This window comes from Streptomyces hydrogenans (assembly GCF_014656075.1).
In the GTDB taxonomy this organism is placed as follows: Bacteria; Actinomycetota; Actinomycetes; order Streptomycetales; family Streptomycetaceae; genus Streptomyces; species Streptomyces hydrogenans.
Genome location: NZ_BNBS01000200.1, coordinates 1 through 8,590, shown reverse-complemented (window position 1 = coordinate 8,590; position 8,590 = coordinate 1). Strand labels below are relative to the sequence as shown.

The window sequence follows — 8,590 nt, the reverse complement described above, 5'->3', positions numbered from 1 at the left end:
GAGGTCTGGCGCTGGACGCTGGAGCCCGGCGAGGAGTACCCCAGCCACCCCCACCAGGCCGGCGTGGTGGAGACCGTCAGTGTCACCGCCGGCGAGATGGTCCTCGTCGTCGACGGCACCGAATACCCCGTCGCCGCCGGGCAGACCGCCACCTTCGACGCCGACACCACCCACACGTACCGTGGCACGGGCACCCGGACCTGCTGCCTGATCATGACCGTCCACCTGCCCCCGGGTCCCGCGTAGGACATGAACGAATCGGTCCGACCAGACCGCCTGTCCGGTGTGGCTGCTCATCGAGGGCTGCTCCCCGTACTGGCGCGGACGGCCTTGGAGCAGGGGGTTGAAGCTTGGTAGGCGCGCATGTCGAGGTGTCGCGTATTCCACCTGGCAGGGTTGCGGACGGTCTCCCTGAGCAGTGAGGTCGGTGCTCGTGGCGGGGTCCTGGACAGGTAGGTTCACGATGGTGTGCTCGAAGCACTTCTCAGGGGGATCACCGATGGACGTCGTGGCGATCATGGAAGCGCTGGCTGAGCAGGGCGTCACGGTGCTCTTCAAGGCCGACGCCGAACGGATGGCGGAGCGGCGCAAACCCTGGACGTTCGTGGCCAGTGGCGCCCCCTTGCGTGACGACATCCTCGTGCGAGCTGACGGCGCCTCGGTGGGGCAGTGCCTTGAAGCGTGCCTGCCTCGCCTGCGGGAATTGGGCTTCTCGCTTCCCGAGTGACGCGAGTGGCCAATCGGGATCCAGCGTGTCGGCTCACGGCGTGTGGTCGCCGGGGGAGTATCGGCTCCCGGTGGCCGTCCGCCTGTGAATCGAGCAGCACCCCATCGCCCTGAACCTCTTGACGGTCCGGCTCGGCCACCGGGGGCGCGGTGGCCGAGCGCCCCGAACCTCTACCTGCTGATCAACGATCAGACCGCCAACACCACCAGCCGGGCAAACCACTGAATCAGTGCGTCGCTCCGACGGCAGGACGCCACCTTGGAGCGGCTTCGCGTTGACCGGCAGCTTGAAGAGACCCTGACTCACGGGTCTGATCGACTGCTTCTCGGCGGAGGTCTGCGGGCTCGAGGAGAAGACCGCGATGCGCTATGCGGACGCCGTGCGAGCCCGGTTGGAGCAGGCCGTCGAACAGCAGCTTCGATGAAATCTGCTCGACCAGGACTCAGGAAGAAGGGGATCATGGACGAGTGACGTCGACCGAAGCAGCAGCAATCGCTCTCCAGGACCATGCCGCTCTCTGGAGCATGGGGGAGATCCGCGCGAGCGATGTCGTGGACGCCGCTTGTGGTGCGCTCGTCGCCGGACTCGACACCCCAGGCCTTCGCATCCTCGCCGCCTGCACGCGCGCCGAAGCGGACTACGACGTCCACTACCTGCTTCCGGCGGCACTCGTCGAACTCGGACTCACCTTCTATCCGGTCGGCAGCGAAACCGGTCAGGAAGCCGCCGCCCGAGCCCTCGCACGCCGCATGCTCGCTGGAGGGCTCACGCCTCGGGAGTTCACCTTCCGGATTCACCAGCGCCATGGACATGAGCTGGCTCTGACCGAGCGCCTCGCTGCACTCGACGACGAGTACGACATCCTCGAATACGGCGACAGAACCGTGGACCAGGTCGATGCCGAGGTCGCCGCCGAAGCCCGCCGCCTCGCAGCCCACCCCGCGGTTGCCGTCGAACCCGCAGATCTGCGCAGCTGACGCACACGGACCGACCGGTGAGCTCCCACTGAAGGGACTTCGGTTTCTCTGAACCCATGGGCCTCCCCGGGCATGAGCAACTGACGTACGGGACATCCCGATGATATTGATCTTGATTGGCCCTGGGATTCGGAGCATCGCGGCCAGGGCCGGCCTGTGCCCTGGCAGCGGCCACGGGGTAGGGGCTTGCAGGGAAGCAACACGTTGATCCCCTGCAAGCCCTCAGGCCGTTTCCTTCGGATCACCTTCAACGCTCTTGTCCGGCCTGGATACGGTGATGGCATGACGACAGTCCTGCGGCACCCCCGACCTGGATTCATGTGGGACTGGTGGGCAGTGGACGCTCAGGGGTTCCTCGTCCAGTTCAGTGGCGGGCCTGCTCCTGAGCGTCTACTGGTGCATGTGGATCGTGTCGACGCCGCGGCTGCATGGGCCGAGGAGAACTGTCCCGCGTGGTTCAACGATGCTTCCCCATCGCTTCACGCCTTCGACTGCGACGGCGAGCTGCCGGTCTACACCCGCAACAGCATTCCGGACTCCCCGTTGCGACTGTCCGACGCTCCGACAGCCATCGCCGAGGTTGCAGCCCTGGTTGAACTGCACAAGGCAGTGGGAGGTACCTGGACGGTCCACCTCGGCCAGGGATGGGTTTAGGCAGGCCGGCTGGAGCCACCTGGCTGACCGGATGGAGATGGCGGCGATGTGGAGTCTGGCGAGGTAGATGGTGGCGGTCTTGTCGTAGCGGGTCGCGGGACCGCGCCACCGCTTGATCTTGGTGATGCCCCGTTCGACGGTGTCGCGCTGTCGGTAGGCCTCCCGGTCGAAGGTCGGCGGACGGCCACCGAGCCGGCCCCGTCCACACGGATGATCTGCGGAATCCGGTCCCGCACCCAGTTGCCGTTGCCCTTGCGGTTCACGGGGTGGGGCCGTGGGGAGGTGAGCCCGACGGGCCCCGTTCGGGGGTGCCGCGAAGGCGGACATTCCGGGCCCTGGTACCGGAAGCCGGGGCTGCTCACGTTTCGTCGGCGTCCTTCTGGTCACCGTGTCCGTCGAGTGCCGCCAGTCCGTCGCTCCAGCGGGCGCGGCGTTCGGGCTCCTGCTGGTCCCACCACGGCGTGCCGCGTTCTCCGAGGGCGATCTTCGCGGTGTGCACGCGGTCGCGGGCGGCACGTTCGGCAGCCGTGTCCTGGGCGCGGCGGGCCCTGGCGACGGCGCGACGAGCGGCCATGAGGTGGGACCGCAGCCGGGCGGCCACGTCCTCGGGCACGTCGGGGTCCGTGGCCCGCCAGCGCCGGCCGTCGATGATCACATACCGGCCGTCGGGGGTGCGGGCGGGCTTTCGCGCATGAGCCGTCACCTCTCCACCCTGGCAAACGCCCACCCTCGCAGCCCGTCAGCGCCACGCCGCTTCAGCACCGGGGGAGAGGGAAGAGCGAGGGAGGCCACGGCGGGATCCCGGCGGCGCGGCACAGCATGATGGAGGTATGCGCTCTCGACCTGTGCTTGTCTACGACGGAGACTGCGGCTTCTGCACGACGGCGGCGAACTTCACCGAACGGCGTGTGCGGCCGCGCTGCGAGATCGTTCCGTGGCAGTTCACGAACCTCGATGCCCTCGGCGTCACGCCAGAGCGTGCCACGTACGAGGTGCTGTGGGTGACACCGTCGGGAGCGGTGGACGGTGGGGCCCGGGCCGTGGCGAAGGCTCTCCTGAGCGCAGGCGGCGTCTGGGCACCTTTGGGGGCGGTGCTCCTGCTGCCCGGCGTGCGGTGGGTCGCCCGAGGCGTCTACCGGCTCGTCGCGGCCCACCGCCACCGGCTGCCGGGAGGAAGCCCTGCCTGCGCCGTGCCCCGCCGCCCCGGGTGACCGAGCCCGTCGTCTCCGCGCACCGAGGGGGCGCAAACGGCTGGCAGACCCGCCACCTCGCCAGCCCGGGCCACGCTCCCGCTCGGGCCCGGCCCCTCACCGGCCGAGACCAGGAGGAGTAGGGACTTTCGAGGAGTAGGCACTTTCAGAGAGGCTCCGCCCATCTAGAAGTGGCTGGTCAGCGGGGTGGCGTGGCTTCGTTTCGGGGTGCTCGTGCTCGTGCTGGTCGTGGGCGGCAGTCTGGGTGGTAGATCGTCCGGCGGGGTGGATCTGCCGATGAGTTCACCGTCCTTGAACGGTCTACCCAGTGACACGACCGTTCTCGACAGGAGTGCCATGTCCACCATCCAGCCGGTGATCATCACTGCCGACCACGACGTTCTGCTCGGTTTCTATACGAAATTGTTCGGCGCCGAGGAGATCTTCCGGGTGCCGGCGGAAGGCCCGGCCTTTTACATCGGCTTGCGCATCGGCGACACCGACCTCGGGCTGGTGGCCAAGGCGAACCCGGGGACCGGGGCAGCGCCGCGGATCCTGCTCAGCATCGGTGTCGACGACGTCGACGAGACGCTCGGCCGGGTGGAGGCGCTGGGCGGCTCGGTCGGCAGCGGCCCCAACGACATGCCGTGGGGACAGCGCGTCGCCCACATCCAGGACCCCGACGGCAACCCGGTGAACCTCACCCAGCCGATCCCGGCTCAGTGACGCTGTTCAGGGGACATGTGCTGCCGTGGGCTACCTGCGGTAGAGATCAATTGCCGGTAGGGGCCTCGATGTTCGTCAGGACGAGCAGCGCACGAGACAGGTGGATGGCGCGAGCGTGGTCAGTACGGAGCTTGGTGAGGATCCGCCGGTTCTTCAGATGGGCAAAGCCGCGTTCGACCGGGGCGCGTCCGCCTGTACCGGAAGCGTGGGCGATGCCCCGGGATTCGGTCTCTGGTGGATGCCAGGAGCGGCCCTTGGTGATCACCGGCCCAAAACCACGCGCTGTCGGCTAGCCCCGCCTCTTACGATCACCTGGTAGGTCTGCTGGAGGGACGGGAATGCTCAAGGACATCGAGGGCGGAAGAGCAGCGGCGGCGCAACTGGCGGCGGGTGCGCCGCTGCACAGCGTGCTCGATGTCGCCGACCCCACTGACTGGCTCGCGCTGGACGCAGCGGTGCGCGAGGCGACCTGGCACCACCCGCAGTTGTTGCCGAGGTGGGAGCACGCCGCCCTGCTGCCCGCCGATCTCACTCAGCTCGACGAGTCCCGGCTCGCGCTCGCCCTCTGTCATCGCGACGGGCGGGTCCGTCAGCAGGCCCTGCATCAGCTGGTCCGGGCTCCCAGGCTGCTGCCGTTGGTGGTGATCCGCTGCGCCGACTGGGTCGGCGCGGTGCGCGAGCACGCTCGGCTGCTGCTACGTGAAACCCTGACGGTGGAATCTGCGCTCGACCTTGCCCCGCTCGTGCTTCGTCTGGGCCGGCGCGACAGGGGGGCCTTCGGTGTCGATGTGCTCGGCCATGTCCTGCGCCAGGCATCCAGCAGGCAGCTCGCCGTTCTCTTCGCTGCCCCCGACCGTGTCGTCCGGCGGTTCGCCTACCGGCTGGTCGTCGAAGGCCGACTGCTCGGTCCCGTCGAATTGGCCCGTGCGGCAGCCCGGGACCAGGACACTGTGGTCCAGGACCTGTGTGCCACGGCCGTACTCGCCGCTCTGACGGATGACCTTGCCACCGAAGAGGTGCTGCTTCCTCTGCTGTCCGCACGCAACCCACGTGTCCGTTCGGCCGGCGTCACCGCGCTGAGACGGGCAGGACTGTCCGAGCAGGCGGAGCCGTTTCTCAGTGACCGTTCCGCGCTCGTGCGTGGTTGCGCGCGCTACGTCGTACGACAACAGGGCGGTGACCCGGCGGTCTGGTACCGAAAGCGGTGCGCTGCAGCGGACGATACCGCGTTGCCGCCGGGGGCGGTCATCGGGCTGGCCGAGTGCGACAACCGCGCGGACGCCGCGCTGCTGCGGCCGCTGCTCGTGCACCCGGCGGCCGGGGTTCGGGCACAGGCGGTGGCAGGGCTGCGGGTGCTGGAGTGTGTGGATGCGGAACAGTTGCGGCCGCTCCTGGACGACCCTGCCGCCGGGGTCGTTCGCGAGACCGCTGCAGCCTTGCTGCCCTCGGCCAAGGAGTTGCCGGCTGATTGGCTGCTGGAGCGCACCAGCTCCGAGTGGCCGCGGCACGTCCGCGTCGGCGCGTTCCGGCTGCTCGATGCGCGCGGCGGCATCGTGGCGCTGCGGGCAGCAGTGGATCTGCTCGAGGACGCGGATACGAAGCTGCGCACCTGGGCCTCGCAATCGGTGCAGCGCTGGCATCCGTCGCCGGACGAGCGGCGCGGAGACGCGCAGGTGGGGGAACTGCTGGACCGGAGCCGGCATCTCTTCAGCGACTACGTGTTGCGCCGACGCAAGTGGGAAGCCGGGGTGAACAGCTGAGAGAGGCTACCTCGGTCCAGAATGCCGCCCGCCATCGTCGTCGCCCCGTGGCTTTGGTGCCGACACGTATACCTGGTGGCAGGCATACGTGCTCGATGTTCTGTCCCGGGAGGTGGGCAGCTGGACAGGCGGGCCAGGTCTCGGCTGAGGGATCTTGAAGGGGCGCGACCCGGATACGCCAGAAACCAGCAAGGGTCGATCTCGGCCTGCTGCGTGCCTGTCGCTGTCGGGGACCTTGGTGATGACGGTCGGTCATGCCCCCGACGTCTCAGTCTCCAAGATCCCCGACCTCGTCTCCCGCGATCAGCTGCGCGTCTCCTCGCGGCGTCCAAGAGCGGCCGCATCGGGTATGACGAGCAGCTTGCCGGTGGTGCGCCGAGCCTCCAGATCGCTGTGGGCCTGGGCGGCCTCGGACAATGCGTAGCGGCCCGTCACGGAGACCTCAAGCGCCTTGGAGCGCACCCAGTCGAACACATCGGCGGCCCGTCGCAGCAGTTCGGACCGATCGGCGATGAAGTCCCCGAGGCTGGGCCGGATCAGGGTCAGCGAACCGCCGTGGGCGAGCCGAATCGGATCGAACGGCGGCACGGCACCACTTGCCGCGCCGAAGAGCACGAGATGGCCGCGGGGTCGCAGGCTGGCGAGGCTCGCATCGAAGGTGTGCGCGCCGACGCCGTCGAAGACGACCGGCAGTCCCTGACCGCCGTTGAGCCGCCTCACCTCGGCTGCGAGATCGTCGACCGCGGAGGAGAGGATGACCTCGGCGGCCCCGGCACGCTTCGCCAGTTCGGCCTTCGCCGTGGTCGACGTCGTGCCGATCACCCTGCCGCCGAGATGGGTGATGAGCTGGGTCAGAAGCAGTCCCATGCCACCGGCAGCCGCATGCACGAGCACCGTGTCGCCCCCCTGAACCGGGTAGGCGTCCTTGACGAGGTAGTGCGCGGTCATGCCCTGGAGCAGCACGGCGGCGGCTGTCTCGAAGTCGATGTCGTCGGGCAGCGGCACCAGCCGGGAGGAGTCCACGACGGCCCGCTCGGCATACGTGCCGGGTATCTCCACCCAACCGACCCGGTCCCCGACCGCGACGTCAGCGACGTCGGGCCCGACCTCGACGACCGTGCCGGCGCCCTCAGCGCCCGGGGTGAAGGGCAGTGGGAGGCTGTACCGGCCTTCGCGGTGGTAGACGTCGAGGAAGTTGACCCCGGATGCGGCGACCTCCACGACCGCCTCGCCCGGACCCGGCCGCGGCTGGTCCACCTCGGCCTCCCGCAGCACCTCGGGACCGCCCACTTCGTACACCTGAATCGCTCGCATGACTCTCCAAGATCGGCTCTCATCTCCCACCAACTCCGTTGATGGCGATCCGATTCCCGGCATGCGGACCAGCCCGCCGCATCGACCACCGCCTCCGGACACTCCTCCGGCCTCGGGAACCGGCCCTCGGAGCCTGCCGAAGCCGCCGTCCGCACTCGCCGTCCATCCCGCACGGCCAACGGTCATGGCGGGCCGCCGCCCCACCCGACAGGATGGGCCTGTGCCGAAGAACCCGCCGGAATCGACGCAGCGCCACCTGCGCCGGCGCCTGAACCGCCACGCCCGCCGTCGCTGGCCGCACGTGGACGCCATCGAGGTCTGCTTCCGCGCGGGATTCGCCTACGTCACCGCCGAGTTGCCCTGCGGCCAGAGCCTGCCGCTGTGCCGCCTGCGCTTCGCCGGCGTACTGCACACCTGGGGCTTCGCCCTCTACCTGGCCGGCGGCGACAGCTACCGCGACAACGTCCTGCCCAGCGGACTGCCGGCCGGTTCCCCGGAGGAAGCCCTCGACTGTGCCGGCGCCCTCCATCTCAATGCTCCCGCGCAGGCCATCCGGGTTCCGACAGGACTCGTCGTCCTCGTCGGTCCACCAGCCTCGGGCAAGACCAGCTTCGTTCAGGCACTGATCGCGCGCGGGCAGATCGACGTGGAGGCCGTGGTGTCCAGTGACGAGATCCGCGCGGAGCTTTTCCGAACCTCACCCGACGAAGCGGAATCCGACACGGCGGATGCAGAGGTCTTCGAGGAACGTGACCGCAGGATCGTCGGCCGGATCGCCGCCGGACACAACGCGGTCGCCGAGTCGACGAACGTCACGCCACAGGCACGCGCACGACTCATCGCCATCGCCAGGCGCTTCAACGCCCCAGTGACCATGCTGCGATTCAACCCGGAGATCACCGACCTCATCCAGCAGTACACCGAGCGAGGCCGCACCGACCTCACCTCCACGGACGTCTGCGTCTACGCCGACATCATGACCCGGGACGCCGGTGCCGACCAGCTCCGCTCCGAGGGCGCAACCAGCGTCCACGATGTCCCCGGACGTAGCCAAGCGACCACGCCCGCCGAAGCCGCCGCGCACTTCTCATTCGCCTGACCCATCCGACGTGTCCGGACCAGCTTCCAACCCCCTCCACGAACCGCGGCGGAGCAGCACCAGGCAGGGGACGAAGTTCTCCGGAATCGGCCAGGGACGCTCTTCCCCCCCCGCTTCGACGCAGTGTGAAGCGGAAGGGAAAC

11 protein-coding genes are annotated in these 8,590 nt (G+C 68.9%); 8 read left to right on the top strand and 3 right to left on the bottom strand.

From position 1 onward, the window contains the following. The 4 genes from IE321_RS39525 to IE321_RS39510 form a co-directional block, all read left to right on the top strand. Positions 1-246, top strand: a 246-nt coding sequence (locus tag IE321_RS39525) for a cupin domain-containing protein (RefSeq protein ID WP_190226490.1), incomplete at its 5' end; no start/stop codon positions are given. A 253-nt stretch (positions 247-499) separates the two neighbouring features. After that, entirely contained in the window at positions 500-727 is a 228-nt protein-coding gene (locus tag IE321_RS39520; RefSeq protein ID WP_190226489.1) for a hypothetical protein, read from the top strand. A gap of 467 nt (positions 728-1,194) precedes the next feature. Beyond that, positions 1,195-1,704: a hypothetical protein gene (locus IE321_RS39515; RefSeq protein ID WP_229916792.1), complete on the top strand. Its 510-nt coding sequence runs from the start codon at positions 1,195-1,197 to the stop codon at positions 1,702-1,704. A 282-nt stretch (positions 1,705-1,986) separates the two neighbouring features. Then, a complete protein-coding gene (locus tag IE321_RS39510) occupies positions 1,987-2,358 on the top strand; it encodes a hypothetical protein (RefSeq protein ID WP_190226488.1) in 372 nt (123 codons plus the stop codon). A 358-nt stretch (positions 2,359-2,716) separates the two neighbouring features. Here the strand turns inward: IE321_RS39510 and IE321_RS39500 are convergent, their stop codons facing one another. After that, on the bottom strand, positions 2,717-3,061 hold the full coding sequence (locus IE321_RS39500) for a hypothetical protein (RefSeq protein ID WP_190226487.1): 345 nt from the start codon (positions 3,059-3,061) through the stop codon (positions 2,717-2,719). 127 nt (positions 3,062-3,188) lie between these two features. Between IE321_RS39500 and IE321_RS39495 the strand changes: the two genes are divergently transcribed. Beyond that, complete coding sequence (locus IE321_RS39495; RefSeq protein WP_043227612.1) at positions 3,189-3,569, top strand: thiol-disulfide oxidoreductase DCC family protein; 381 nt, start codon at positions 3,189-3,191, stop codon at positions 3,567-3,569. Between the two features lie 336 nt (positions 3,570-3,905). Further along, complete coding sequence (locus tag IE321_RS39490) at positions 3,906-4,274, top strand: VOC family protein (RefSeq protein WP_190226486.1); 369 nt, start codon at positions 3,906-3,908, stop codon at positions 4,272-4,274. Between the two features lie 46 nt (positions 4,275-4,320). Here IE321_RS39490 and IE321_RS42600 read toward each other — a convergent pair whose 3' ends face one another. Then, entirely contained in the window at positions 4,321-4,539 is a 219-nt protein-coding gene (locus IE321_RS42600) for a hypothetical protein (protein ID WP_229916790.1), read from the bottom strand. A gap of 73 nt (positions 4,540-4,612) precedes the next feature. Between IE321_RS42600 and IE321_RS39480 the strand changes: the two genes are divergently transcribed. Next, positions 4,613-6,034 (top strand): hypothetical protein, encoded by a 1,422-nt coding sequence (locus IE321_RS39480; RefSeq protein ID WP_229916788.1) that lies wholly within the window; start codon positions 4,613-4,615, stop codon positions 6,032-6,034. A 303-nt stretch (positions 6,035-6,337) separates the two neighbouring features. On the opposite strand, the gene IE321_RS39475 is transcribed toward IE321_RS39480, so the two are convergent. Continuing rightward, positions 6,338-7,348, bottom strand: coding sequence for a quinone oxidoreductase family protein (locus IE321_RS39475; protein ID WP_043232698.1), 1,011 nt, complete (start codon positions 7,346-7,348; stop codon positions 6,338-6,340). Between the two features lie 220 nt (positions 7,349-7,568). Between IE321_RS39475 and IE321_RS39470 the strand changes: the two genes are divergently transcribed. Continuing rightward, positions 7,569-8,447 carry an ATP-binding protein gene (locus IE321_RS39470; protein ID WP_229916786.1) on the top strand — a complete coding sequence of 293 codons (879 nt, stop codon included), beginning with the start codon at positions 7,569-7,571 and terminating at the stop codon, positions 8,445-8,447. Positions 8,448-8,590: the final 143 nt, after the last annotated feature.

What these genes read in the sequence shown, in the direction of transcription:
- IE321_RS39520 (WP_190226489.1), top strand. Translation starts at nt 500, where the DNA reads ATGGACGTCGTGGCGATCATGGAAGCGCTGGCTGAGCAGGGCGTCACG.
- IE321_RS39510 (WP_190226488.1), top strand. Translation starts at nt 1,987, where the DNA reads ATGACGACAGTCCTGCGGCACCCCCGACCTGGATTCATGTGGGACTGG.
- IE321_RS39495 (WP_043227612.1), top strand. Translation starts at nt 3,189, where the DNA reads ATGCGCTCTCGACCTGTGCTTGTCTACGACGGAGACTGCGGCTTCTGC.
- IE321_RS39490 (WP_190226486.1), top strand. Translation starts at nt 3,906, where the DNA reads ATGTCCACCATCCAGCCGGTGATCATCACTGCCGACCACGACGTTCTG.
- IE321_RS39480 (WP_229916788.1), top strand. Translation starts at nt 4,613, where the DNA reads ATGCTCAAGGACATCGAGGGCGGAAGAGCAGCGGCGGCGCAACTGGCG.
- IE321_RS39475 (WP_043232698.1), bottom strand. Translation starts at nt 7,348, where the DNA reads ATGCGAGCGATTCAGGTGTACGAAGTGGGCGGTCCCGAGGTGCTGCGG.